The sequence below is a fragment of the Nocardia sp. NPDC004415 genome (assembly GCF_053602435.1).
The window spans coordinates 33,448-57,870 of sequence record NZ_JBSGDP010000010.1 but is presented as its reverse complement, the minus strand read 5'-3'; the positions used below and the strand labels follow the sequence as shown (position 1 = coordinate 57,870).

Sequence of the window (24,423 nt, the reverse complement as noted above, 5' to 3'; positions counted from 1 at the left end):
GCGTGGGATCAGGCGTCGGGGTTCTTCGCGGCCTTGCGGGCCTGGCGTTCGGCGGCTTCGGCGTTGTCGAGGGCGGTGGCTTCCTCGAGGGTGGGGGCGGTGCCGCCGAGGCGGCGGGGGACCCAGTAGGCGCCGGGTTCGTGGACGTAGGACTCCTGCAGGTGGGCGAGCAGGGACTGCATGGTGGTGCGGAGTTCGGTGGTGAGGTCGGCGGCGGGTTCGTAGGGGTGGATGGGGGCGCCGACGGCGATGGAGATGGGGGTGTTGGTGCGGCCGAGGCGCTTGGGGAAGCCCTTGGTCCACACCCGCTGGGCGCCCCAGATGACGATCGGGATGATTGGCACGTCGGCTTCCAGGGCCATCCGGGCCGCGCCGGACTTGAATTCCTTGATCTCGAAGCTGCGGCTGATGGTGGCTTCGGGATACACGCCGACGAGTTCGCCGTCGCGCAGGTACTGCACGGCCGATTCGTAGGAGTCGGCACCGGCGGTGCGGTCGACGGGGATGTGCTTGAGGGCGCGCATGATCGGGCCGGAGATGCTGTTGTCGAACACCTCCTTCTTGGCCATGAACCTGATGTAGCGACCAGGTGTGCGCGCGGGCAGTCCCGCGTAGGTGAAGTCCATGTAGCCGGTGTGGTTGATCGCCACCACGGCACCGCCGGACGCGGGGATGTTCTCCGCGCCCTCGACAGTGAACTTCAGACCTTCGAGGAAGAAGACGGTTCGGGCCAGGCCGATGATCGACCGGTAGACGGGTTCCACAAGTCCGCTAGCGTAGTCGCCGATCGCCGCTCGCGGCAGGTCGCCGCCGCCGCCGGAACTCCCCGTAGGATCGCGGCGATGCCTCGGGTGCCGAATTCGGTTCGCGCACACCGGCCTACCCCCGGCGAGTTCGCTCGCCCCGACAGTCACCGCCCGTGCTCGGTACGCGGGTGCCACGACCTAGGAATGAGGAACGTCGCAGTGCAACGCGCTCAACTGCCCGTCCCGGCCCGCCCCCGTCGCGCCTTCGCGCTGGTCGCGGGGCTGACCGTCACCGCGGCGCTGGTCGCCGGATGCGATTCGGTGTCCGGTATCCCAGGCGATCCGGTCCAGGACGAGACCACGACGACGACCACCGCACCGGCCCCCGCGCCGATCGCGCCGGGGGAACCGGCCCCGAACGGCACCACCACCGCACCGCTGCCTGCCGACGCGCCGCAGGTCGGGGCGGTCGCCGGTGAGCCGGAGGCCGTCACCGCCGTGCGCCGCTGGGCCGCCGACCTGCGCACCGGCACCGTCGCCGAACTCCAGACCAAGTGCTGGACGATCCCGCCGCGCACCGTCGCCGAGATGTACGCCGACCCGCAGAGCGTGCTGACCGCCCTGAGCAACCCCGGCACCGCCACCGCCGACACGGTGACCTGGCAGTCGGGCACCACCACGGTGACCGTGGACCGTGAGTCCGTAGCCTCGGGTTACGCCTGCGGGCGGGTGTTCGCCGCGGGCGTCGAGCCCGGTTACGACGACGCCGACGCCCGCCACACCGTGCGCCGCTACCTCGCGCGCGCCACCGGCAAACCGCTCGATCCGGCCGACATCGAAGCATCTCACCCGCTGACCTGCAAGGCCGATCCCGCGACCTGGGACCCCACGGGCACCGGCAACCCCACAGCACCCCCCTTGACAGGCGACTCGGGCAAAGTAGGCAATGTCACCTCCTACGCCGCCGAAGAGCTACGATCCGAGCAGGTTCGTGGCGACTACCTGGCGGTTCACGTTCCCGTGACCACCGCGACGGGGGAGACGAGAAATCGGACATTCACCCTCGTTCCGACCGCCGAGGGCTACTGCATCGGTGACGTAACGATTTAGCCACTACCCTGGTTGGCTGGTACTGGTAGGAGGAAACAGCTCGTGCAGATCACCAGCGTCGGACACGCAGGCTTCCATATCCGAACCACGGCCGGGACGATCCTGTGCGATCCATGGGTCAATCCCGCGTATTTCGCCTCGTGGTTCCCGTTCCCGGACAACTCGCAGCTCGACTGGGAGTCGCTCGGCGATGTCGACTACCTCTACGTGTCGCACCTGCACCGCGACCACTTCGACGCCGCGCACCTGAGCAAGTACGTCAACAAGGACGCGACCATCCTGCTGCCGGACTACCCGGTGCCGGATCTGCGCCGTGAGCTCGAGGCGCTGGGCTTCACCGACTTCTTCGAGACCCAGGACTCGGTCAAGCACACGATCACCGGGCCCAAGGGCTCGCTCGACATCATGATCGTGGCCCTGCGCGCGCCCGCCGACGGCCCGATCGGCGACTCGGGCATCCTCGTCTCCGACGGCGAGACCACCTGTTTCAACATGAACGACGCGCGCCCGGTGGACATGGACGTCATCCACGACGCGTTCGGCCACATCGACATCCACCTGCTGCAGTACTCCGGCGCCATCTGGTACCCGGCCGTCTACGACATCCCGGCGCGCACCAAGGCCAATTTCGGCAAGCAGAAGCGGCAGCGCGGCATGGACCGCGCCCGCTCCTACATCGAGCAGGTCGGCGCCACCTGGGTGGTGCCCTCGGCCGGTCCGCCGGTGTTCCTGGACGAGGAACTGCGCTACCTCAACGACGACCGCGGCGACGAGGGCAACATCTTCCCTGATCAGATGGTGTTCCTCGAGCAGATGGAGATCCACGGCAACGCCGGCGGAATCCTGATGATCCCGGGTTCGGTGGCCGATGTGCGCGGCGCGGAGCTGGACCTGGAGCATCCGTTCGACCCCGATCGCGTCTACGGCGACAAGGCCGCCTACATCGCCGAGATGGCGCAGCGGTTCGCGCCGGTGCTGGCCGCGGAGAAGGCGTCCTGGGAGACCGGCGAGGGCTCGCTGCTGGAACCGCTGCGTGAGCTGTTCGAGCCGATCATGAAGCAGAGCGCGCTGATCAGCGACGGCATCGGCTACCCGGTGGGCCTGGTGATCGGCGACGAGACCATCGTGCTGGACTTCCCGCACCGCACCGTGCGGCTGCCCGTCGAGGGCGAGGGCCGCTACCGCTACGGCTTCCGCATCGCGCCCGAGCTGGTGCGCACCGTGCTGCGCGACAACGAGCCGGACTGGGTGAACACCATCTTCCTGTCCACCCGTTTCCAGGCGTGGCGCATCGGTGGCTACAACGAGTTCCTCTACACCTTCTTCAAGTGCCTGACCGACGAGCGCATCGCCTACGCCGACGGCTGGTTCTCCGAGGCGCACGACGACTCCGCGGTGATCGACCTCGACGGCTGGGAGGTGCAGCGTCGCTGCCCGCACCTGAAGGCCGATCTGTCGAAATTCGGTGTGGTGGAGGGCAACAACCTCACCTGCAACCTGCACGGCTGGCAGTGGGACCTGGAATCGGGCCGCTGCAAGACCTCCAAGGGCCACGAACTGCGCTCGCGCAAACTCTGACCCACCGATCCCGAACGGGCGAGACGGCTTACGTCTCGCCCGTTTTCGCGTCCGCGGCCACCGCCTTCGCTGTTTGCATAACTTGCAAACTGCCGATCTTCGGAAAATTCCGTAACGATTCGGCTACTGCGGGCCGCCGGTCTCGCTAACGTCACTCCCGAGGGTCAACAGGATCTGATGCGAGAGGAAAAACCATGGCGGACATGGACGTTGCACTCAAGGAAATGATGCTGCTGGACGGGGCGCTGGGGGCCTGCGTCGTCGACTACACCAGCGGCATGACGCTCGGCACCATCGGCGGGTCGAAGAACCTGGACCTGCAGGTCGCGGCGGCGGGCAATACCGAGGTCCTGCGCGCCAAGATGCGCACGATGGAGCAGCTCGGGCTCGAGCAGGAGGTCGAGGACGTGCTCATCACCCTCGGCGGGCAGTACCACCTGATCCGGCCCACGCAGGCGCGCCGGGCCAAGGGCCTGTTCCTCTACCTCGCGCTGGACCGCACCCGCGGCAATCTCGCCCTGGCGCGCAGGCGGCTGGCCGACATCGACGCCGAGCTCGAGATCTAGACGCTCGTATCATCCCGCCCCACAGACGGTTTCAACTAGGCTCGGTGACATGCCCGGGACACAGCGGCCGCTCTATCAGATGAAGGCCGACTTCTTCAAAACCCTCGGGCACCCCGTGCGCATCCGCGTGCTCGAGCTGCTGAGCAGGCGCGAGCACGCCGTCTCGGAGATCCTGCCCGAGGTGGGTGTGGAGGCCGCGAACCTCTCCCAGCAATTGGCGGTGCTGCGCCGCGCGGGCCTGGTCACCGCCCGCAGGGAGGGGCTCACCGTGACCTACGCGCTCACCTCGCCGCAGGTCGCCGAGCTGCTCGCGGTGGCGCGCGGCATCCTGACCAGCGTGGTCGCGGTCCAGGTCGAGGCGCTCGGTCCGGCTGTGCCGGTGAGCACCGCGCGCTGAGCGACGCCTCAGTCCTCGGGTCCGCCCGCGACGTGGCGCGCGTATTCCAGGATGCGCAGAGTTTCGACGGCGTCGAGCGGGTCGACCGGCACCGGGGCGCCGTCGAGCAGGGTCGCGGCCATACCCGCGTAGAAGGCGGGGTAGTCGCCGGGCAGGGTGGGGACGGTGCGCAGGTCATCGCCCGCGCCGAAGGTGCCCCAGGACTCGGGTTCGACCGTGCCCCAAGGTTTTCCGTCGTCCGGGCGACGACCGGCCCGCAGGGCGGCTTCCTGTGGGTCGAGGCCGGAGACGGTGTAGCCGTTGGTGGAGCCCAGCACCCGCAGGCGTGGGCCCAGTTGCGGGGCAATGGCACTCATCCACAGCTGTGAGCGCGTGCCCTGGGCGTGGGTGAGGGCGATGAAGGCGTCGTCGTCGGTCTCGACGCCGGGGCGGCGGCGGTCGAGTTCGGCGTAGACCTCGACGACCGGGCCGAACAGGGTCAGCGCCTGGTCCACCAGATGGGAGCCGAGGTCGAACAGTATGCCCGCGCCGTCCTCGGCGGTGCCGACTTCACGCCAGCCGCCCTTGACCGCGGGGCGCCAGCGTTCGAAGCGCGACTCGAACCGGCGCACCTCACCGAGCTCGCCCGCGTCGAGCAGGCCACGCACGGTCAGGAAGTCGTTGTCCCAGCGGCGGTTCTGGAACACACTCAGCGGCAGACCGGCCTTCTCGGCGGCGTCGACCACCTCCTGCGCGTCGTCGGCGGTGACGGCGAAGGGCTTGTCCACCACCACCGGCAGACCGGCGGCCAGCGCCTTGCGCGCCAGGGACGCGTGGGTGCGGTTGGGGGTGGCGATCACCGCGAGGTCGGCGTCCTCGTCCTCGGCGAGCATTTCCTCGGCACTCGACCAGACGCGCACGCCGGGATGGTCGGCGCGGGCCCGCGCGGCCCGTTCCGCCGACGAGGTGACCACCGAGGCCACCCGCAGCCGCGGTTCGGCCGCGATCAACGGTGCGTGGAACACCGAGCCGGCCAGGCCGTATCCGACTATCGCTACCCCGAGCTGGTCCATCGCTGTCCCTTCGTGGTGGTCATCGCCGGTCGAGTATCCCCCAGCGGCTCAGCGGTCGGGCAGCTGGTCCACCACGTGACGCAGCACGCTCGCGGCGATCGGGCAGTAGTCCTCACGCAGGCCGTCGATGCCGTGGACGGCGACTTCGATCGACTCGGTGCCCGCGTCGGGCACCAGGTAGGCGCGGGTGCAGATGGCCCTGGAGCTGGTCTTGTCGTCGAACATCGTCAGACCGTCGACCTCGCCGGGCCGCACACCGCTGCCCGTGGTGAGCATGCTGGTGCGCAGCAGTTTCACGCTGACGCGCAGGCGCGCGTCCCACTGGCAGGTGTGCGCGTCGGCGATGGTCGGCGCGACGGCCAGGGCGCCGATCTTCCCGGCGACGAAGTCCCGGTCGAGCAGTGCGCACGGTTCGAGAGTGGACAGCGGACCCTCGCGGTCCCCGGCGCGCGGCGCGGCGCTCAGTGTGCGCGCGATATTCGCGGCCAGGTAGTCGAGCCCGGCGCACTCCCCCGCCGAGCCCGGTTCGTTGAGGCCGATGGCGATGCCGGTGGCGGCGTCGTCACCCGGGCTCGCGATGACCCTGGAGCAGGTGGCCGAGCTGCCGTTGATCACCGCGACACCGTCGACGAGGTTCACCTGCGGGGTGAGGTACTGGTTCTTCTGGCCCAGTTCCAGGGTGATGCCGTATTTTCCGGAGCCGGCCAGGCAGCCCCAGGTCGAGCTCGGTTCCAGTTTCCAGGTGTCGGCGGGCAGCGCGGCCGGGGCGACGGGCACCGCGTCGCCGATGGCGGTGGTGAGCCAGGCACACGCGTCGATCTGGCGCAGTTGGGCCACGGTCAGGCTGGTGACCGGGGGTTGTTCGCGGGTCGCGAAGGCGGTGATGCCCGCGACGGCCAGCAGCAGGGTCACCACGCCGAGCGCGGTGCCGATCCGGGCGCGCGGACTCGCGGCACCCCAGCGACGGCGCGTGGAAAACACTGCGCGCCTGCCGAATTCCTTGGTCGCGGCGGCCGCGGCGGTCAGCCGTTCGGGGAGCGGGCGCGCTGGCTCGGGTTCGGCGGGGGTGAGCGGTGGCAGTGCGGCCAGCAGGGCCGCGATCTCGTGTTCGCGGCGGCCGATATCGTCGAGGACCGGGGCGGGCCACGGCGGCGGACCGCTCGGTTCGCCGCCGAGATACTCCAGGATCTGTCCGGGAGTGGGGCGCGCGGCCGGGTCCTTGCGCAGACAGGCCGCGAGCATCTCGAACAGCGGCTCGGGCACTCGGCTCAGGTCGGGCTCGCGCTGGGCGATATTGAACAGGGTGTAGGGCACCGACGGCGCGGCGAACGGGGTGACGCCCGAGGCCGCGAAGGCCAGCACCGAGCCGAGCGCGAAGACATCGGCGGCCGGGGTGATCTCGAGACCGAGCGCCTGTTCCGGCGCCAGGAACTCCGGTGTGCCGAGGGTGGTCTCGGTGGTCGACGGCCCGTTCACGGGGGTGATGCCGATCTCGCCGAGCCGTCCGCGATCGGCCGACAGCAGCACCGAGTCGGCCCGCAACCGCCGGTGGACCAGGCCCGCGCCGTGCACCGCGCGCAGCGCCGAGGCCAGCGAGGCCGCCAGCGCGCGGACGGCGGGGACCGGCAGCGGGCCGTGTTCGGCGACGGCCTGGTCGAGCCGCACGCCCGGCACGAACACCGAGGCCAGCCAAGGCTTTTCGGCATCGGCGTCGACATCGATCACGGTGGTGTTGTGCGCACCGGACACCCGCATCGCGGCAACGGCACTGTGCCGCAACCGGACCCGGAAGTCCGGCTCGCCGAGCAGTTCGCGCTGCGCCTGCTGGACCACGACCAGGGAATTGTCGGGACCGGCGGCCAGGACCGCGTGGAAGCCGGGTGCGGAATCGAGGGCGCCGAGCACCCGGTAGCGGCCGATGGTGCCGGGCTCGCCGGGGCCGGGAGGCTGGATCGTCATGAGGTCGGCAACTTCGCGAGAGCGGGGGCGAGCAGGGTGGCGGCGGTGTCGCAGGTGTCGGGTGGCTGCGGCAGATACGAGTAGTAGGTGGCGCGGACCTGTTCGGCGCGGTCGTCGCGGGTCGGGCGGACCATGACCAACAGCTCGCAGTAGTTCGCCGACTCGTGGTCGACGAAGACCTCGCGCCCGGCGATCGTCCTGGTCGGGCGGGCCTTGCCGCCGACCACATTGTCGGGTCGCGTGCGCTCGTCCATGCTGACGGCGAAGTAGCCCTCGCGCCCGGTCGCCGCGCAACCGTGCGGGGTGCGCTCGCGCACCGGGTCGCCGACGATCGGGCGGGTGACCGCGATGTCGATCAGTGAGCAGGCGTCGAGGGCGAGGACCGAGCCCGGTGGGTCATCGCGCAGCGGCGGATTCACCGCCAGGCGTCGGACCACCGCGGCCAGCGCCCGTTCGGCGGCCGGGCAGCCGTCGCCCTCGTTGACAGTCGCGCTCATGGTGAGAGCCAGCGGCACACCGCTCTGGGCGACCACGATGCGATCACAGTTGCGGGCCTCGCGATGACGGCCGAGGACCGGCATCCAGTTGATCGTCGAGCCCATCGACTGCTTGTTGGATGTCGACTCGGCGACCGGCACCCCGGTCTCCAGGCCCAGGTAGATCTTGCGGCCGGACGGCTCGAGGTAGTAGATGTGGCACCCCGTCACGCCGCCGGGCACGAGTTCGCCCACCGCGGTACCGATTTCGCCGATGACATCGGGTTTCAGCAGGGCGCAGATGTCGAGCCCGCGGGTCTCCTCGGGTGTCAGGGCCAGGGGCGGGTCGTCCATCGCCACCGCGGTGCCGTCGGTGCCGAGACCGCAGACCGCGATGGCGACCAGGGTCAGGGCGGAGACCACCGCGGCGACCGGGACCAGGCGCGGCCAGAGCCGTTTCGGCGGAGCGGGCGCCTGCGGTTCGGTCTGCGCGGTGCCGTCGGCCCAGCGCGCCGCCTCGGCGTGGGATTCGGCGATCCGCCTGCGGATGCGCACCGGCCACACCGGTTCGGCCTCGATCCGGCCCGCCAGGTCGAGCAGTTGCTCGGGGGTGGGACGCGCGGCCGGGTCCTTCGCCAGGCAGGCGTCGACGATCACGCGCACCGGCGGCGGGACGGCGCTGGTGTCGGGGGCGCTGTAGAGGACGTTGTAGAGCACCTGCGGCGTCGAAGGCGCGTCGAAGGGGCTGACACCGGTGGCGGCCATGGCCAGGATCGCCCCGACCGCGAACACGTCCGACGCGGCGGTGAGCGGGCGGCATTCGGCCTGCTCGGGCGACATGTACGCGGGCGAACCGAGGACGGTGCCGGTGGTGGTGAGGGCGAGATCGTCCTCGAGGGCGCGGGCGATACCGAAATCGATCACCCGGGGGCCGTCGTTGGTGAGCAGCACATTGCCCGGCTTGAGATCGCGGTGCACCAGGCCGGTGCGATGGATCTCGAGCAGGGCCATGGCCAGGCCGGTGGCCAGCAGCTTGAGACCGCTCACCGTCAGCTTGCCGAACTCGGCGATCATGTCCTGCAGGGCCGGACCGGCGATGTACTCCGAAGCGAGCCACGGTGTCTCGGAGTCGGCGTCGTGATCGACCACGCCCGCGGTGTAGGCGCCGGTGACCTGCTGGGAGGCGAGCACCTCGCGCCGGAACCTGGCCCGGAACTCCGGATTGCCGGTGAACTGGCGATGGATCTGCTTCACCGCCACCAGCCGCCCGTCGGGCCCCTGGCCCAGCAGCACCTGGCCCATCCCACCCTTGCCGATCACGGCCAGCAGGCGGTAGCGGCCCAGCTGGACCGGATCCTGCGCGGTCAGCGGTTTCATGCCCGCACCCCCTGTACTCACCACTGCCCGCCGAGCAGCGCGAACTGCGCGACGGCCTGACGGCGGACGTCGTCTTCCTGGTTGCTGTAGAGCCGCACCACGAACTCGCCGTGCCACACCAGACAGGCGAAGCGCCGGGCCGAGTTGCTGGTCGGATTCGGCCGGGCCGCCCGGTAGCAGTCGATCCCGTCGACCCCGGGCACACCCCGCATGGCCGAGTAGTCGGCGGCCAGCAGCGACCGGCGTTCGGTCTCGGCGAAGGCCGTCGCGGCGGGCTCGTCACCGGCGCGGTGCAGGAACTTGTTGTCCGACACCGCCACCGCGTCCATCGAGGCCGCCTCGAATTCGCGCATCCGGGCAGCGGGTTTGTCGAGCAGCAGGGCGTAGGCGCGGGGGCCGTAGAGCATGAAATCCCAGCGGTCGGGCCAGTATTCGCCGGTCTTGAGCGTGCGGGTCAGCAGATGGTCGCTGTCCAGGCGCAGGTTCGCGAGCTCGGCGGCCGGGGTGGGCACGAAGTTCGCCAGCTCGGCCAGTTGCGCGCGGTAGGTGCGCGCGAGCAGGTCGGTGAGCTGTTCCGGGTTCGGCTCGATGATCTTCGCGTACAGCCGGATGACCAGGTTCTGCCACACCAGCCAGCTGCCCGCGGTGGGCACGCCGGGACGCCAGTGACTGAGCGCGGCGGGGAACTCCGGCAGCACCAGGGGTGCGTTCTCGGTATTGGCGGTGAAGTCGGCGGCGGCCATCGCCTGCGCGGCCGCGGTGGCCTGGCCCGCGTCGGGCAGCGACAGGATGGTGATGGACAGGAACGCGTCGCGCTGCTCGTCGTCGACGTAGCCGTTGCCGCCGATGGCGCCGAAACCGGCCAGCACGTCGAACGGGCCCAGCGCGGTCTTCTGCACGCCGGAGAGCAGATCGTCGACCCCGCGTACCCCGACGACCACCCCGCCGCCGCGACCCATGGTGAACTCGGGATCGATCCGGTCGGCGAACAGCACGCGCTCGCCGATGCGCGCCGATTCCACCAGCGATCCGCGCACGCGGCTGGGCAGGTCGTCGAAATCGCCGGGAATCGGGGTCAGGGCGTAGTCACCGTGATCGGGGACGACGGGCTCGTCCCCACATCCCGCGGCGAACAGCACTGTGAGCGAGAGCGCCACCGCCAGGCAGCGCGACGGATGACGCACGAACAATCCCTCCCCGAACTCTGCGGTGAACCTATCACCTGGGCATTCGCCGCGGCTACCGCGCGGGCAACCGGCCGACGGCCTGGCGCATGAGCGGATCGGCGACCTTGCACAGGGCGCCGGTGGTCTCGTCCGGGTCGGAGACCAAGACCTCGACGATCTCGCGGTAGGTCTGCCCGACATTGCGGAAGCGGTGGACCCGGCGGCATTCGTGGAGGTTCATCGACGCGAAGGTCTCGTCCTCGACCAGCACGCCGTCGCCGATATCGATCACCTTCTCCTCGATCGAGGTCTGCGACCGCTGCGGCTGGGACAGCACGATCCGCACGGTGGTCTCCCCGCGCCATTCGCACGTGTGGGCCGACTGTGAGGTGGGCGCGCCGAGGGTGGCGGTGTCGATCAGGGCGCACGGGTCGACCGTGGACAGGGAAGCCTGCGCGGCGGGCGCGGGGGCCAGGGTGGCGAGGGCGGCGGTGAGGCGGTCGACGGTGTGCTCGGCGAGGGCGCAGTCCGCGCGGGTGAAGGTGTCGACGGTGATGCCCCACCGATGTCCGCCGGCGCCACCGTCGACGGCGAACGCGCAGTCCTCGCCGCGACGGGCGATGGCATAGCCGTTGACCACCTCGGCGCCTGCCGTGAAAGCCTCGGTGGCCGCGCCGATTTCGACGGCGAGGCGGGCGCCGCCGGAGCTGGCGTCGCAGCCCCAGCTCGAGGTCATCTGCCAGCGCCAGGCGGCGACCGAGGTGGCGGCCTTGGCGGCGACATCGGCGGGCAAGGTCTCGCCGAGCGCGTCGCGGACCCAGTCGCAGGTGTCGGTGCCGCGCAACTGGTCGAGAGCGGGGAGGGTGGCGGTGACTTCGGCCGGCGGCTTCGGGTCGTCGCCACCGCGCAGGACCACCGCGGTCAGCGCGCCCGCCAGGATCACCGCGACCGTCGCGGCGATGCCGATCCGTATTCCGGTGCGCCGCTTGCGGACCGGCTGCGCGGGCGCCATCGAGCCCGGGTGCGGGGTCGCCAGGTTCGCCGGAATGATCTGGGTCGCTTCGGGATCGGAGGTCAGCGCGACCAGATTCCTGGTCTGCTCGGCGATCTGGGTATGCACGGGCGCGGGCCACGGCTGGGCCTGGACCGGGAGGACACCGAGATAGTCGAGGATCTGGGCGGGCGTCGGCCGGGCGCGGGGGTCTTTGCGCAGGCAGCCCGCGATCAGTTCGCGCAGCGGCTCGGGGACCTGGTCGAGCTGCGGTTCGCTGTGCACGATATTGAACAGGGTGTAGGGCGCGGAGGTGGCGGCGAAGGGGCTGGTGCCGGTCGCGGCCATGCACAGCAGCGAGCCAAGGGAGAAGACATCGCTGGCCGAGGTGACCGGGGCGCTGTTGGCCTGCTCCGGGGACATGTACGCGGGCGAGCCGACGACCGCGCCCACCTCGGTGAGCGGGGCGGAGCCGAGCCCGGCCGCCTGGGCGATACCGAAGTCGATCACGCGGGGGCCGTCGGCGGCCAGAATCACGTTGGCGGGCTTGAGATCCCGGTGCACCAAGCCCGCGCTGTGGATCGAATGCAGAGCCGAGGCCAGGCCGGAGGCGAGGGTGCGCAGGGCAGGTACGGGCAGTGGGCCCAGCTCGCGGACCGCTTTATCCAGCGGCACGCCCGGAATGAACACCGAAGCCAGCCAGGGTGATTCGCTCGCGGTGTCGAAGTCGACCACGGCGGCGGTGAACGCGCCCGACACGCGCGCCGAGATCGCGACCTCGCGTTCGAAGCGCGCGCGGAACTCGCGGTCGTCGAGCAGGTGCGCGTGGATCTGCTTGATCGCCACGAAACGGCCGTCCGGCCCGGTGGCCAGCAGCACCCGGCCCATCCCACCCGCGCCGAGCACCCCGCGGATGCGGTAGCGGCCGATCACCGCTGACTCGGTCGGCGACAACGGCTCGATCATCGCGGTAACTCCCCCACTCCTGGTCGCCAGCAACCTAGCATCCCGGCGCGGCGCTAGCGGGTGGGGCGCGGTGGCAGCCAGGTCGGGGTGAGCACGGCGCTGACCAGGATGACCAGGCCCAGCAGCGCGATGGTGGTGGACATCGCCAGCCACTGGGTGGCCAGCGCGACGAAGGCGAACACCCCCAGCGCCACGATCTCCGACAGCAGACCCGACACCGAGGTGACGGTGGCGCGCGCCGGTCCCGCGATGCTGTCCTGGAGCCGGGCGCCCGCGATGACCTCGGCATTGAAGTCGATGCCGTAGGCGATACCGATGCCGACGAACCCGATCCACAGCATGGCCGTGCCACCCATCCCGACCGCCAGCGCACCGGCGATGAACAGCAGGCCCGCCACGAACAGCGCGATGGCGAGGGTGCGTGCCGAGACGGCCTCGGTGCGGCCCGCCAGCAGCGAACCGAGCAGCGAACCCACCACCGTCACCGCGATCAGCAACGCCGAGGTGCTGGTGGAGGCACCGCCGGAGACGGCCAGCAGGCCGAAGTACTCGTCGAAGGCGGTGACGCCGTAGAGCAGCGCGCCGAGGAGGACACCGCGGCGCACGCGGCGCACGCGCAGGGCCTCGCCGAGGCCGGTGCGCAGCATCGTCAGGTAGCGGGAGGACACGGCGTCGCCCGTGGTCGCTTGCTCGTCGCGGGCGTGATCGTCCCTGGGGGCGGACTCGTCATCGGCGCTGGCCGACAGTGTGTCGCCGCTGCCTCGGAACGGCGTGCCCGGATCGCGGGCCGGTGTGGGCATGGCGTGGGGGCCGAGGCGGTCGGGGGTCGGTGGGGTGTCGTCGAGGTCGTCGACGGCGGTGGCGGAGATGGCGACCGGGGGGCGTGGGAGGAGCAGGGCGGTGCCGGTGTGGAGTAGCGCGATGCCGACGCTGACCCAGCCGACCAGGGCGTATCCGCCGAGGGCGTAGAGCGGGGCCGCCGCCAGGATCGCCACGAGGACGGTGGATTCCTGGGCGCCGCGCGACCAGCCCATGATCGAGGCGTAGGCGTTCGGGGCGCCACGGGCGACCAGGTCGTCGTAGATCAGGGCCTCGAAGGTGCCCGATTCGAGTGCGCCCGCGATACCCCACACCACGAAGCCGAGCGCGAAGCCGGCGAAGGAGGGCGCGATCATCCACAGTGCGAAACAGGTGCCCTGGAGCAGGCAGCTCGCGATGAGCAGGGCGCGGCGCGAGACGGTGTCGGCCCAGGCGCCCGAGGGCACCTCGAGCACGAACGCCGTCACCGACCACATGGCCAGCAGCAGCGAGATCTGGGCGGTGCTCAGGCCGTGGTCGGCGAAGAGCACACCGTAGAGGGCATAGATCGGCAGCAGGTCGCGGGTGCCCCGGAACAGGACCGCGCGCACTGTGAGGCCGCGGACGTCGACCGGGTCAGCGGTCAAGCGCCTGACCACCGCGACGGCTCGGCGAACGAGCCGGGATCAACAGTCGTAGACCAGCATGCTCATGCACACCATGGTTCGCCGGGCGCCCGCCGCACGTCAAGGGCTTTTACCCGAGCGGGATCCAGCCGCTGGCGGAGAGCGAATCGTCGTCGTCGGAGGTGCCTTCGTTGAGGTCGTTGATCAGTTCCGAGACCGGGTGCGAATCGCTGTAGTGATAGCCCTGGGCCAGCGCGAAACCGAGTTCGGTGAGTACCGCGGCCTGGTATTCGGTTTCCACGCCCTCGGCGATGACCTGTAGGTCCAGCGACTTGCTGAGCGCGGCGATCACGCCGAGCAGCGGCGGCGCGGGCGAGTCCGAGCGGATCGCGGCGACGAAGGACTGGTCGACCTTGAGGATGTCGCTGGGGATGGTGGCCAGGCGGCTCAGCGAGGAGTAGCCGGTGCCGAAGTCGTCGATGGCGATGCGCACGCCCCGGTCGCGCAGGGTGTGCAGGTTGGTGATGGCGGTCTGCGACTCGGCGGCCAGTTCGCTCTCGGTGACCTCGAGGACGAGTTGGTCGGCGGGCCAGCCGGTGTCGGCGAGGATGGTCGCCACCCGGTCGGCGTAGCCCGTTTCGGCCAGTTCGAGGCCGGAGACGTTGACATTGAGGGTCAGGTCCAGGGAGGCGAAGCTCTCCTGCAGCCGCGCGGCGTCGGCGCAGGCGCGGCGCAGCACCAGTTCGTCCAGGTCGGAGATGAGGTCGTATTCCTCGGCGACCCGGATCAGGCCCTCGGTGGTGACCTCGGGCTGGGCATTGGACGACCAGCGCAGCAGCGCCTCGACACCGACCGCCTGGCCGCCGTCCTCGGTGAGGCTCACGATCGGCTGATAGTGCACGTCCAGGGCGCCGCGGTCGATCGCCTCGCGCAGTTCCACCGCCAGCGGCAGCTGCCGCGAGGACTCGAGCACCGTGCGGTTGCGGCCCGCCTGCTTGGCCCGGTACAGGCCCACATCGGCCCGGCTGATCAGCAGCGATCCGGATTCGCCCGGCTGCCAGGAGGTGACACCGGCCGAGCAGCCCATGGTCACCGCGGCGCGCAACTGCTCGGTGAGCAGGATGGCGGCCTGTTCGGTGGTGCCGGGCAGCAGCAGCGCGAAGACGTCACCGCCGAAGCGGGCCAGCACCTGATCGGGGGCGAGCAGGTCGAGCCAGGTGTCGGCGACGCGTTGCAGCACGGCGTCGCCGGCGCGGTGGCCGAGGTGATCGTTGATCTTCTGGAAGCGGTCCAGGTCGACCAGCACCAGCGACAGCCCGTGCCCGCCGCGCCCGGCCGCGTCGATCGCCGGGTTGAGCTGCTTCTCGAAGCCGCGGCGGTTGAGCAGGCCGGTGAGCACGTCGATATCGGCGTCCGAGGCCATCCGGGTGAGGATGCCGACGACCACGCCCGCGCCGAAGGTGACCCCGGCCGGGATCAGGCCCGACCACCAGGGCAGACCGCGATCGGGCAGCACCCACAGGCACAGCGCCATCGCGAAACCGATGTGCGCGGCGGCGAAGGGCCAGGCGAAGAACAGCGCGGCGTCGCAGGCGACGAAGACGTAGAACGAGGCCAGCGTGATACCGCCGACCAGGTTGGGGAAATCGTGCACCGCGACGGTGACCAGCACTGTCGCGGTCGCGAGGTAGGCGTGGTGCAGGGCGTGCGGCATGCGCGGGCCCCAGGCCAGCAGCGTGAGCCCGAGGACCAGCGCGACCGCGGCCGCGATGCCGACCAGTAACCGGCTGCCGTCCTCGACGCCCGTGACATCCAGGGCACGCGTGTCAGCCGGTGCGATCGCAGTGATGGTCAGGCCGAGGACACCGCCGAGGACGTAGAACGCCCCCGTTGTCCTGGCCATGACCTTTGCCGTCGCCAACGCCGATGCCGCCCGCACCCGGGTTCGGGTATCGCCGCGCGCCCCGATTCCTCGCACGAGCACCAGCCTAGATGTTGTCGGGTCAGGTCGTTTGCCACATGCTACAAATGCCCACCTGGCCAACAGTGAAGAGGTCTACGGTTTCAATACCTCGGTGCCGACGAACGGCACCAGCGCCGCGGGCACCCGCACCGAACCGTCGGCCTGCTGGTGGTTCTCCAGGATGGCCACGATCCAGCGCGTGGTCGCCAGGGTGCCGTTCAATGTGGCCGCGATCTGCGGTTTCCCGTTCTCGTCGCGGTAGCGCACCGAGAGCCTGCGCGCCTGGAAGGTGGTGCAGTTCGAGGTGGACGACAGCTCGCGGTAGGTCTGCTGGGTGGGGACCCAGGCCTCGCAGTCGAACTTGCGCGCCGCCGAGCTGCCCAGATCGCCGGCCGCGGTGTCGATGACCCGGTAGGGCACATCGATGGCGGCCAGCATCTCGCGCTCCCAGGCCAGCAGGCGCTGGTGCTCGGCGTCGGCCTGCTCGGGGGTGGTGTAGACGAACATCTCCACCTTGTCGAACTGGTGCACCCGGATGATGCCGCGGGTGTCCTTGCCGTAGCTGCCCGCCTCGCGGCGGAAGCACGACGACCAGCCCGCGTAGCGCTTGGGGCCCGCGCTCAGGTCGAGGATCTCCTCGGCGTGGTAGCCCGCCAGCGGCACCTCCGAGGTGCCGACGAGGTAGAGGTCGTCGTCGGCGAGGTGGTAGACCTCGGCCGAGTGCTGACCGAGGAAGCCGGTACCGGCCATGATCTCCGGACGCACCAGCACCGGCGGGATCATCATGGTGAACCCGTTGGCGACGGCCTTCTGCGCGGCCAGCTGGAGCAGACCCAGCTGCAACAGCGCGCCGTGGCCGGTGAGGAAGTAGAACCGCGAGCCCGACACCTTGGCGCCGCGCTCCATGTCGATCAGGCCCAGCGACTCGCCGAGTTCCAGGTGATCCTTCGGCTCGAAGTCGAACTCCGGTGGGGTGCCGACGGTTTCGAGCACGATGTAGTCGTCCTCGCCGCCCGCGGGCGCGCCCTCCTGCACCACATTGGAGATGGCGCGGTGCGCGGCGTCGAGGTCGGCGTCGGCCGCGTGCTGGGCGGCCTCGGCCTCTTTGACCTTGGCGGACATGTCGGTGGCGGCGGCCAGCAGGGCCGGGCGCTCCTCCTTGCTCGCCTTGCCGATCACCTTGCCCATGGCCTTGTGCTCGGCGCGCAGGGTGTCGGCGGTGGCCACGGCGGCGCGGCGCGCGGCGTCGGCTTCCAGCAGCGCGTCGACGAGGGCGGGGTCCTCGCCGCGGGCCCGCTGCGAGGCACGCACGGCTTCCGGGTTCTCGCGCACGAATCGGAGGTCGATCATAGGAAAACAGCCTAGTAGTGCGCGCAACGGATAATCTTTCGCCCCTATGCCAAGCGGGCAGGACAGGAGCATAGTTGCGGTGTGAGTACTTCTTTCGACACCGCCGGGATAGATGCCGCACTCGCCGATCTCACTCAGGGGGAGAAGACCTGGGCCGCGACCGACCTGCGCCGCCGCCGCGAACTGCTCGACGAACTGCACGCGATCACCGCGCGCGAGGCGCAGGCGTGGGTGGACGCCGCGCGCGTGATCAAGAAGCTCGACGCCGACAGCCCGCTGCTCGGTGAGGAGTGGATGTCGGGCCCGATGACCATGCTGGCCGGCGCCAAGGCACTGAGCGAATCGCTGAGCGCGCTCGAGCAGGGCCGCAGCCCGCTCGACGGTGTCGCCCTCGGCAGCGCGCCCGGCGGCCGGGTGAGCGTGCCCGCGCTGCCGCACGGCATCTACGACAAACTGCTGCTCAGCGGGTTCTCCGCCGATGTCTGGCTCAGGCCCGGTGTCGACGCGGGGACCGCGCGGCGCAAGGCGGGCCTGGCCCAGCTCGACCCGGCGGCGACCAACGGGGTCGGCGCGGTGCTCGGCGCGGGCAACATCATGTCCATCGCGCCGCTGGACACCCTCTACGAGCTCTACGCCAACAACCGCGTGGTCGCGCTCAAACTCAACCCGATCACCGACCCGCTGCTGCCGGTGTTCCAGACCATCTTCGCGCCGTTCATCGCGCTGGGCCTGGTACGCATCCTCACCGGCGGCGCGGCCGAGGGCGGCTATCTGGTGAACCATCCGCAGGTGGCGCACGTGCACATGACCGGCGGCGCGCCGACCCACGACGCCATCGTCTGGGGCACCGGCGAGGAAGGCGAGCGGCGGCGCGCGGCGGGCACGCCCGCGCTGGACAAGCCGATCACCAGCGAACTGGGCGGGGTCGCGCCGGTCATCGTGGTGCCCGGCGAGTGGTCGGCCGCCGACCTGAAGTTCCAGGCCGAGCATGTGGCGACCATGCGCCTGCACAACGGCGGCTACAACTGCGTGGCCGCGCAGACGGTGGTGCTGGCCGCCGACTGGCCGCTCAAGCAGCAGTTCCTCACCGAACTGCGTGCCGCCGTCGACGCCGCGCCCGCCCGCACCGCCTACTACCCCGGCAGCGACAACCGTGTCGCGGGCGCGCTGGAGAGCTACCCCGACGGCGCCCGCGCCAACGGCCGCGTGCTGGCCGAGAACCTGCCCGCCACGGGCACCGCGCTGCTGCGCACCGAGTACTTCTCCCCCGTGCTCGGCGTGGTCGAACTGCCCGGCACCGGCACCGAATTCCTCGGCAACGCGGTCGATTTCGCCAACGACGAGCTGATGGGCACGCTCGGCGCCAACGTCATCGCCGATCCGGCCACCATCAAGGCACTCGGCGGCGCGCTCGACACCGCGATCGAGAACCTGCGCTACGGCACGGTCGCGATCAACTCCTGGACCGGCCTGGCCTTCCTCACCCCGCGCGCGAGCTGGGGCGCCTACCCCGGCCACACCCTCGACGACATCCAGAGCGGCGTCGGCGTCGTACACAACGCCTTCCTGCTCGACGATGTCGAGCGCACGGTGGTCCGCGGCCCGTTCCGGCCCGCCCCGCGCTCGATCCTGGGCGGCGAGTTCGCCACCACCCCGAAGCCGCCGTGGTTCGTCTCCAACAAGACCGGCACGGGCACCGGCCGCAAGCTGACCGAGTTCTACGGCGACGGCAAGATCCGCCGCCTGCCGGGCATCTTCGTCTCCGCCCTGCGCGGCTAGCCCGGCCCGCCGGGGACGCGCGCGCCCGCGTCTCCGGCACAGGTCGTGGCACAGCGGCGGACGCACTGCCATGATGGACCGCGATGTCGAAGAAGCAGAGTGAACCAGCACAGGAATCCGGGTCCGCGGCGCGTGGACGCGGCGGCTCGCTGCATCTGTCGGCGAACAAGCTGCGCTGGGGCATGCTCATCGGCGCCCTCGGCGCGGTGCTCGCCGCCCTGGTGACGATGACCGTCACCGGTTTCGACAGCGACAAGGTCGAGGCCCACCAGCCCGGCGCCGAGCCGGTGGTCAGGGACAAGGAGTTCAGCAGCGCCGCCGAAGGCGACTGCCTGAGCTGGACCAAGCCCGACCGCAGCGACCTGGTGAAGGTGAACTGCGCCGACAAGCACCTGTTCGAGGTCGCCGGGGTGATCGACCTGAGCGCCTACCCGGGCCGGGAGTTCGGCGACGGCACCCGGCACCCGGATTCGCTGCGGATGACCGAACTGCGCGACGAGCACTGCGTCAGCGCGGTGCAGCGCTACCTGGGCGGGCGCTTCGACACGCGCGGCAAGTACACCGTGAACGTGATGTCGCCGAGCCCGGCGGGCTGGCAGCACGGCGACCGGACCCTGCGCTGCGGCGTGCAGGTGGCGGCCACGACCACCACCCCGGCCTCCACCGGCAGCATCGCCGAGGGCGACCAGTCCAAGGTCCACGACGCGGGCACCTGCCTGGGTATCAGCCAGAACCTGCCGACCGATCCGGTCGACTGCGCGCAGCCGCACGCGGTGGAGATCGTCGGCACCGTCGACCTGGCCGCCAACTTCACCGGCGGCCCGCCCTCGGAAGCCGACCAGGACAAGTACGTGGAGGCCGAATGCAACCGGCTCGCCACCGACTATCTCGGCAGCCCCGACGCCATCCGCAACAAGACGCTGACGATGTTCTTCGACGTTCTCGAACCGACCAGTTGGCTCGCGGGCAGTCACAAATTGGACTGCTGGCTCGGAAAGGGTGTCGACCGTGAGGGTTTCGCGCCGATCGTCGGCTCGGCCCGCGGGGAGATCCTGATCGACGGGCAGGCTCCGGTACCGCCGCCGAACACCGGCCGCTCCACCCCGGCGCCGCTGCCCGGCGCGGCCCCGCTGCCGCCGCAGCCGCAGCCGCGGTGACCGTGGCCGACCGGATGTCGCCGGAGCGGTTCGAAGAGCTGGTCAGCGATGCGCTGGACCGGATTCCGCCCGAACTGACCGAGGCCATCGACAACGTCGTCGTGCTGGTCGAGGACCGCAACGACGAGGAGCCCTCGCTGCTCGGGCTCTACCACGGGATCGCGCTGACCGAACGAGACAGCTTCTACGCGGGTTCGCTGCCGGATACCATAACCATCTATCGAGAGGCTATTCTCGACATCTGCAGCACGGACGACGAGGTGGTCGAGGAGGTAGCGATCACCGTGATCCATGAAATAGCACACTATTTCGGGATTGACGACGACCGGTTGCATGAGCTGGGATGGGGTTAGCGAAAAAAGGGTGGGGAATCGATGGAACCGAACGTCCCGCTCTCGCGTCCTATCACTCGTAGGGGGAATTCTCGTGGTTCCCGATAGTCGCCACCAGAAGGAGTCGGGTCATGGTTGGACACGTTCTCGTCGCACCTGAAATCGTCCTCGCCGCCGCCGCCGAGCTCGATCTGCTCGCCGAACGGCTCGCCGTCGCCGCCGGTCTGGCCGGGCCGACCACCCACGTGCTCCCCTCCGGAGCCGAAGAGGTCTCGCTGCTGGCCGCCTCGCACTTCAACCGCGCCGCGGGTACCCACGACGGCGCGATGGCGCAGGGCATCCTCGAGCTGCACCACGCCGCCGCGACGCTGCGCTCGCAGCTGACCACCCACATCGGCGAGGACGTGGCCCGCGCGGCCACCATCAACGCCGTCCAGGTGTAGCCGTACCCGATCCGCCGACGATCGTTCACTCAGGGGAGAAACAACAATGACCGCAGGGATCACCGGGGTCTTCTGGCTACCGCGTATGGCCGAGATCAACTCGACCACCCTCAACACCGGTGCGCACGCCGTACCGATCGCCGCAGCGGCCACGTCGTGGGGGACACTGGCCGCTGCCTGGGGTGACGCGACCTTCACGATCACCCGTGTGATCGCCGAGGTGGGCGTTGGCCTGCAGGGTGTCAACGGTCTGGCCGTGCTCGGCCGGCTCGCGCCGTTCCTCGCCTGGACCGGTCAGCAGAGCGCGATGGCCGGTGTGATGAGCGCCAAGGCCACCGCCAACGCCACCGCCTACACCGTGGCCTCGCTGGCGATGCCAAGCCTGCCCGAGATCGTGGCCACCAACGCGGCGGTCACCGCCTCGGCCAATCCGCCCGGTGTCGTCTCCGGCGCCTTCGAGGTCGCCGAGGTCGCCCGCCACGCGATGGACGTCCGCGCCGCGCTGGTGATGGAGACCTACGAGGCGGCCACCACCGCCACCGTCACCACCCCGGGCGAGTTCTCGATGCCGCCGCAGATCGCCAGCGGCGCGGGCTCGGCCACCGAGGGCGACTTCGGCGGCGACCCGATCTCCACCGCGATCGGCGCGGCGCAGGCCCTCGTGTCCAACCCGGGCGTGGTCAGCGCGGCCACCCAGGCGGCCAATGTCGCGGGCAGCGTCGTCTCCGGCGGCGTCGGCACGGCGGGCAACATCGCGTCCTCGGCGCTGTCGGCGGCCACCACCGCAGGCACCGTGCCCGCCACCGCCGCGGCGCCGGTCATGGCCGGTCTCGGCGCGGGGGCCGCGGGCGGCCTGTCCACCGTGTCGGCCGGTCTCGGCGGCTCCGCGTTCGCGCCGGGTCAGCTGAAGCTGCCCGAGGGCTGGGGCGCTCCGGCGGCCAGCACCCCCGCGGCGGCCCCGGTCACCGAATCGGTGGTCAACCGGGTCGACAGCGCGCCGGTGCGCAACAACACCGGGCACGGGGCCAACCCGCTGCTCGGCCGCGGCGCCAAGGGCGAGGACGACGACGAGCACGACGCCGTCGACTACGGCCGCTCCAACGAGCAGTTCACCGACGGGCGCTACGCAGCCGAGGGCGTGATCGGCGCCGACCTCGCCGGATCGGCCAAGTGACGGTCCTGGGCGGGGGCAGCGGGGGATCGCTGCTCGAGGCCGTCGTGCTCTCGCTCGACGAGATGCAGTTCCTCCTGGAGAAGCTGCAGTTCGACGAGATGCCCGTCGTCCTCGATGCCTTGGGGCGCTACGACAACGTGACCGCGCACGACGCGGCCATGAATGCCGCCGAGGCCGTGCTCACCGAACGCGAGCTGGTGTTCGGTGACACGGTCGCGCCCGAGCTCGCCGAGCGCCTGCGGGTGCTCTACCGGCCGCAGTGGATCATCGCGCTGCGGTGGGTGGTCGCGGGCCAGGTGAATCGATTCTGTCTGGCGCAGGGCGACGACCGCGCGGTCGTCGCCCTGCGCGGGCCGGATTCCTATGTCGTCGACGATGCCGGTCTCGATCTGCCCGGCGCGGTTCTGCACGCGCTCGGGCAGACCGAGGCACTCGAGCTGTACGGGATGAACGCGCCCACCGACGATCTCGCCCCGATCTTCGGCGACACCGGTGACGCGGCGGCCACCACCGCCCGGCTGGCGAAGGTCGGCCACCCGGCCACCGACGCCCAGACACTGGCCTCGGCCCTGGTGGAGATCCACTCCTACGCCGAGATCGTCGGCGTCGCCTACGGTGACGGCACCCGCGACATCCAGGACAACCACATCGCCGTGTTCAACACGCGCGCAGGCCGTTTCATCATCACGGCCAGCGTCGCCGACGACGGGGTGAAGTGGTCGTCGATCGCCACTGGCTCGGCCGCGCGCCTGCGCACGGCCGTCGCCGACCTGATCGAATCCCTGCCGGTGCGTAGCGAATTCAAGGCCGCGGCCGCCGAGAGCTGAGTACTAGCCCATCGGATCGTCGGCGGTCGGTTCGGCCTTCACCGTGAACGGCGGTGTGAACCTGCCCCAGCGCAGGCACTCCCAGCCGCCGTCCTCGGTGGGCAGCAGTTCGATCGTCTCGGTGTTGTCGAGGTGGTTGTTCGTCGTGAACGGCGGCGCCACCCCGGCCAGCGCCTTGCCGACCAGGCGCATGGCGGCACCGTGGTTCACCACCATCACGTCGCCCGCGCCGTCGCCGGTGAGGTACTCCTCGCGCAGGCCACCCAGCACGGGCAGGATGCGGTCGAGCACCTCCTGGCCGGATTCGCCGCCGGGGGCACGGGCGTCGAGTTCGCCGAGATGCCAGCCGCGGTAGATGCGCTGGAACAGGCCGTGTGCCTCCGGATCGGAGCGGCCGTGCAGGTCACCGACCTGGACTTCGAAGAGACCGTCGAGCACCTGGGCCGACGTGCCGGTCGCCGCCTCGATATAGCCCGCGGTCTGGCGGGCGCGCAGCGCCTCCGACGACACCAGCACCCGCGGCGGGGTCAGCAGGCCGGAACCGAACGCCTTCGCCTGCGCCACACCGCGTTCGGTGAGTGGCAGGCCCGGCACCCTGGTGTCGAGAATGCGGGCGACATTGCCCTCGGTCTCGCCGTGACGCACCAGGATCAGCTTCGCGCGTGCCGTCATAGGTCGGCGACTCCTTTTCGCAGCTGGGTGAGCCATTCGGCGGCGGGCTCGTCCGACGGGGGCGGGGTGCCGACGGCCGCGGTGGCGGGCCAGGAACCGAGAAACCGCACCCGGGCCGTGCGGTGCAGGGCCTTGAGCGTCTCGGCGACGGCCGGGTCGTCGAGGTGGCCGACGCAGTCGAGGTAGAAACGGTAGGTGCCCATGCCGGTACGCGTCGGGCGGGATTCGATGCGGGTGAGATCGACACCGCGGGTGGCGAATTCGGCGAACGCGCGCATCAGCGAACCGGGCTCGTTGGGCAGTTCGAGCACGATCGAGGTGCGGTCGGCGCCGGTGGCCTGCGGGGCCACGCCGGGCCGGGTCACCAGCACGAAACGGGTGATGGCCTGATCGTGGTCGGCCACACCCTCGGCCAGCGCGACCAGACCCAGCCGCTCCCCCGCCAGCGCCGTCGACACCGCCGCGTCGGCCCTGCTCGCGGCCACATCCTCGGCGGCCGCCGCGTTGGACGCGGAGATGTAGGGCTGCGCCTCGGGCAGCGTGCGCGCCACCCACTCCCTGACCTGCGCCCCGGCCACCGGGTAGGCGGCGAGCGAGCGCACCTGGTCCAGGGTGGTGCCCGGCCGGGCCAGGATCGCGAAACTCACTTCCAGCTCGGTCTCGGCGATGATCTGCAACCGGGGGCCGATGGCCAGCGAGTCCAGGGTGGCCGGGATCGAGCCCTCGACCGAGCTCTCGATCGGGACGACGGCGGCTTCGACGTCCCCGGAGCGGATCAGATCCAGCGCCGCCCCCTGGCTGGGCGCGGCGATCCGCTCGACGGGCCCGTCGAAGGCCCCCGATTGCTCGAACTTCACCAGAGCCATCTCGGTGAACGTTCCGGACGGCCCGAAATACCCAATACGTGGCACTGGGCTA

General features: G+C 70.6%; 21 protein-coding genes. 10 read left to right on the top strand and 11 right to left on the bottom strand.

The window, feature by feature from the left end:
• Positions 1-8: 8 nt before the first annotated feature.
• Positions 9-764 carry a lysophospholipid acyltransferase family protein gene (locus ACWEMY_RS07375; RefSeq protein ID WP_452389273.1) on the bottom strand — a complete coding sequence of 252 codons (756 nt, stop codon included), beginning with the start codon at positions 762-764 and terminating at the stop codon, positions 9-11.
• Between the two features lie 201 nt (positions 765-965).
• Between ACWEMY_RS07375 and ACWEMY_RS07370 the strand changes: the two genes are divergently transcribed.
• The 4 genes from ACWEMY_RS07370 (at position 966) to ACWEMY_RS07355 (ending at position 4,397) form a co-directional block, all read left to right on the top strand.
• Positions 966-1,856, top strand: a complete 891-nt coding sequence (locus ACWEMY_RS07370; protein ID WP_452389272.1) for a hypothetical protein — start codon at positions 966-968, stop codon at positions 1,854-1,856.
• Between the two features lie 42 nt (positions 1,857-1,898).
• Positions 1,899-3,434: a Rieske 2Fe-2S domain-containing protein gene (locus tag ACWEMY_RS07365; protein WP_452389271.1), complete on the top strand. Its 1,536-nt coding sequence runs from the start codon at positions 1,899-1,901 to the stop codon at positions 3,432-3,434.
• Between the two features lie 194 nt (positions 3,435-3,628).
• A complete protein-coding gene (locus ACWEMY_RS07360; RefSeq protein ID WP_278260818.1) occupies positions 3,629-4,000 on the top strand; it encodes a hypothetical protein in 372 nt (123 codons plus the stop codon).
• Positions 4,001-4,049: 49 nt separating this feature from the next.
• Positions 4,050-4,397 (top strand): ArsR/SmtB family transcription factor, encoded by a 348-nt coding sequence (locus tag ACWEMY_RS07355; RefSeq protein ID WP_452389270.1) that lies wholly within the window; start codon positions 4,050-4,052, stop codon positions 4,395-4,397.
• 8 nt (positions 4,398-4,405) lie between these two features.
• Here ACWEMY_RS07355 and ACWEMY_RS07350 read toward each other — a convergent pair whose 3' ends face one another.
• The 8 genes from ACWEMY_RS07350 to serS all read right to left on the bottom strand — a co-directional run bounded on the left by ACWEMY_RS07350 (position 4,406) and on the right by serS (position 17,121).
• The gene (locus ACWEMY_RS07350) at positions 4,406-5,449 is read right to left on the bottom strand and encodes a Gfo/Idh/MocA family protein (RefSeq protein WP_452389269.1); all 1,044 of its coding nucleotides are present in this window, start codon (positions 5,447-5,449) and stop codon (positions 4,406-4,408) included.
• Between the two features lie 48 nt (positions 5,450-5,497).
• The gene (locus ACWEMY_RS07345) at positions 5,498-7,408 is read right to left on the bottom strand and encodes a protein kinase domain-containing protein (protein WP_452389268.1); all 1,911 of its coding nucleotides are present in this window, start codon (positions 7,406-7,408) and stop codon (positions 5,498-5,500) included.
• Complete coding sequence (locus ACWEMY_RS07340) at positions 7,405-9,261, bottom strand: serine/threonine-protein kinase (protein WP_452389267.1); 1,857 nt, start codon at positions 9,259-9,261, stop codon at positions 7,405-7,407. Before ACWEMY_RS07340 ends, ACWEMY_RS07345 begins: the two co-directional genes overlap by 4 nt.
• 17 nt (positions 9,262-9,278) lie before the next feature.
• On the bottom strand, positions 9,279-10,445 hold the full coding sequence (locus tag ACWEMY_RS07335) for a DUF7373 family lipoprotein (protein WP_452389266.1): 1,167 nt from the start codon (positions 10,443-10,445) through the stop codon (positions 9,279-9,281).
• Positions 10,446-10,500: 55 nt separating this feature from the next.
• Positions 10,501-12,384 carry a protein kinase domain-containing protein gene (locus ACWEMY_RS07330; RefSeq protein ID WP_452389265.1) on the bottom strand — a complete coding sequence of 628 codons (1,884 nt, stop codon included), beginning with the start codon at positions 12,382-12,384 and terminating at the stop codon, positions 10,501-10,503.
• Positions 12,385-12,437: 53 nt separating this feature from the next.
• Positions 12,438-13,829 (bottom strand): MFS transporter, encoded by a 1,392-nt coding sequence (locus tag ACWEMY_RS07325; protein ID WP_452389264.1) that lies wholly within the window; start codon positions 13,827-13,829, stop codon positions 12,438-12,440.
• A gap of 109 nt (positions 13,830-13,938) precedes the next feature.
• Positions 13,939-15,711, bottom strand: coding sequence for a putative bifunctional diguanylate cyclase/phosphodiesterase (locus ACWEMY_RS07320; protein WP_452389263.1), 1,773 nt, complete (start codon positions 15,709-15,711; stop codon positions 13,939-13,941).
• 153 nt (positions 15,712-15,864) lie between these two features.
• Positions 15,865-17,121 (bottom strand): serine--tRNA ligase, encoded by a 1,257-nt coding sequence (gene serS, locus ACWEMY_RS07315; RefSeq protein WP_452389262.1) that lies wholly within the window; start codon positions 17,119-17,121, stop codon positions 15,865-15,867.
• Between the two features lie 81 nt (positions 17,122-17,202).
• Between serS and ACWEMY_RS07310 the strand changes: the two genes are divergently transcribed.
• From ACWEMY_RS07310 to ACWEMY_RS07285, 6 genes are all read left to right on the top strand, one after another.
• Positions 17,203-18,900 carry an aldehyde dehydrogenase family protein gene (locus ACWEMY_RS07310; RefSeq protein WP_452389261.1) on the top strand — a complete coding sequence of 566 codons (1,698 nt, stop codon included), beginning with the start codon at positions 17,203-17,205 and terminating at the stop codon, positions 18,898-18,900.
• 83 nt (positions 18,901-18,983) lie between these two features.
• A complete protein-coding gene (locus ACWEMY_RS07305) occupies positions 18,984-20,057 on the top strand; it encodes a septum formation family protein (protein ID WP_452389260.1) in 1,074 nt (357 codons plus the stop codon).
• Between the two features lie 2 nt (positions 20,058-20,059).
• Positions 20,060-20,410 (top strand): metallopeptidase family protein, encoded by a 351-nt coding sequence (locus tag ACWEMY_RS07300; protein WP_452389311.1) that lies wholly within the window; start codon positions 20,060-20,062, stop codon positions 20,408-20,410.
• A gap of 110 nt (positions 20,411-20,520) precedes the next feature.
• Positions 20,521-20,832, top strand: coding sequence for a PE family protein (locus tag ACWEMY_RS07295; protein WP_336084712.1), 312 nt, complete (start codon positions 20,521-20,523; stop codon positions 20,830-20,832).
• 46 nt (positions 20,833-20,878) lie between these two features.
• Positions 20,879-22,006, top strand: a complete 1,128-nt coding sequence (locus tag ACWEMY_RS07290) for a PPE domain-containing protein (protein WP_452389259.1) — start codon at positions 20,879-20,881, stop codon at positions 22,004-22,006.
• The gene (locus ACWEMY_RS07285; RefSeq protein ID WP_452389258.1) at positions 22,003-22,833 is read left to right on the top strand and encodes an ESX secretion-associated protein EspG; all 831 of its coding nucleotides are present in this window, start codon (positions 22,003-22,005) and stop codon (positions 22,831-22,833) included. The genes ACWEMY_RS07290 and ACWEMY_RS07285 overlap by 4 nt, the downstream gene beginning before the upstream one ends.
• Positions 22,834-22,836: 3 nt before the next feature.
• Here the strand turns inward: ACWEMY_RS07285 and ACWEMY_RS07280 are convergent, their stop codons facing one another.
• The gene (locus tag ACWEMY_RS07280) at positions 22,837-23,505 is read right to left on the bottom strand and encodes a histidine phosphatase family protein (protein WP_452389257.1); all 669 of its coding nucleotides are present in this window, start codon (positions 23,503-23,505) and stop codon (positions 22,837-22,839) included.
• Positions 23,502-24,416, bottom strand: a complete 915-nt coding sequence (pheA, locus tag ACWEMY_RS07275; protein WP_452389256.1) for a prephenate dehydratase — start codon at positions 24,414-24,416, stop codon at positions 23,502-23,504. The genes ACWEMY_RS07280 and pheA overlap by 4 nt, the downstream gene beginning before the upstream one ends.
• Positions 24,417-24,423: the final 7 nt, after the last annotated feature.

Coding starts and splice junctions, on each gene's coding strand:
- ACWEMY_RS07360 (WP_278260818.1), top strand. CDS start 3,629: ATGGCGGACATGGACGTTGCACTCAAGGAAATGATGCTGCTGGACGGG.
- ACWEMY_RS07355 (WP_452389270.1), top strand. CDS start 4,050: ATGCCCGGGACACAGCGGCCGCTCTATCAGATGAAGGCCGACTTCTTC.
- ACWEMY_RS07350 (WP_452389269.1), bottom strand. CDS start 5,449: ATGGACCAGCTCGGGGTAGCGATAGTCGGATACGGCCTGGCCGGCTCG.
- ACWEMY_RS07345 (WP_452389268.1), bottom strand. CDS start 7,408: ATGACGATCCAGCCTCCCGGCCCCGGCGAGCCCGGCACCATCGGCCGC.
- ACWEMY_RS07340 (WP_452389267.1), bottom strand. CDS start 9,261: ATGAAACCGCTGACCGCGCAGGATCCGGTCCAGCTGGGCCGCTACCGC.
- ACWEMY_RS07330 (WP_452389265.1), bottom strand. CDS start 12,384: ATGATCGAGCCGTTGTCGCCGACCGAGTCAGCGGTGATCGGCCGCTAC.
- ACWEMY_RS07320 (WP_452389263.1), bottom strand. CDS start 15,711: ATGGCCAGGACAACGGGGGCGTTCTACGTCCTCGGCGGTGTCCTCGGC.
- serS (WP_452389262.1), bottom strand. CDS start 17,121: ATGATCGACCTCCGATTCGTGCGCGAGAACCCGGAAGCCGTGCGTGCC.
- ACWEMY_RS07305 (WP_452389260.1), top strand. CDS start 18,984: ATGTCGAAGAAGCAGAGTGAACCAGCACAGGAATCCGGGTCCGCGGCG.
- ACWEMY_RS07295 (WP_336084712.1), top strand. CDS start 20,521: ATGGTTGGACACGTTCTCGTCGCACCTGAAATCGTCCTCGCCGCCGCC.
- ACWEMY_RS07290 (WP_452389259.1), top strand. CDS start 20,879: ATGACCGCAGGGATCACCGGGGTCTTCTGGCTACCGCGTATGGCCGAG.
- ACWEMY_RS07280 (WP_452389257.1), bottom strand. CDS start 23,505: ATGACGGCACGCGCGAAGCTGATCCTGGTGCGTCACGGCGAGACCGAG.